Raw genomic sequence first — 810 nt, forward strand, 5'->3', positions numbered from 1 at the left:
CCTGTGATTAGAGACAATATTGTTGAAATTCAGAGCGTTGATGTAAAAAAAAACCAGACAGCCCTCATCCAAATAATAGGAAAAGTTAAGGGTGAAATACTAAGCACTGATCAAGCAATCACGATCGGCAGCAAAGGCAATCGTCCGACACCTCTTCCAACACAAGCAAGTGAACTAAAAGTACCGCACCTCATAACAAGTCCGGCTCAACCCATTTCAGAAAAAGAGCTTTCAACTTGGCTAATACAGATTAAAAATCAATTTATTCTCGCAAGTTCAAAGTTAGCGCTTAAGACAGGCATGGTACTTAATCTCACATTAACGGAGGCGGGCACTCCGGTCATCAAAAACCTACCCGCAGAGCAGATAGCTACCCTGCCGTTACAGACAAAGACTTCATTCCCTGAGGCACAACTCTCTCAGTTAAGATCTTCCTTAGCTCGCTTACTTCCACAGCAAGTCAGTCTTAACAGCGGTTTTAAAATCCTTCAACAAACACAAATCTCACCGACTCTGCCAGATAGATTAGAAGGAGCTCAACAAGCATCGTCTTTGATTCTAAGCACACTCAAAGAGCAATTACCTAAGTCCGCCGATCTTACTGCAAAATCTGCAACGACCACATCAACCAGCAATGAGCAAGTCTCATTCACGCCAATTGAGACCATCAAGTCATGGCTAAAACTTAGTGGAATAGAGCTTGAAGCAAAGCTTCTAAATCGAGATAGCAATCAATCAGTAGCCAGTCAGAACACACCCGATCAAGTCAAAACGCTCGATACCCAAGGTATATGGAAAACGCTTGTACTA

The 810-nt window shown here is 42.7% G+C and carries 1 protein-coding gene; it reads left to right on the top strand.

Annotated elements, in window-relative coordinates; all coding sequences use genetic code 11:
• Window positions 1–810 (top strand): hypothetical protein (locus A3738_RS31715; protein WP_197474098.1); only part of this gene is annotated, 810 nt, incomplete at both ends.

Source organism: Oleiphilus sp. HI0066, from assembly GCF_001635725.1.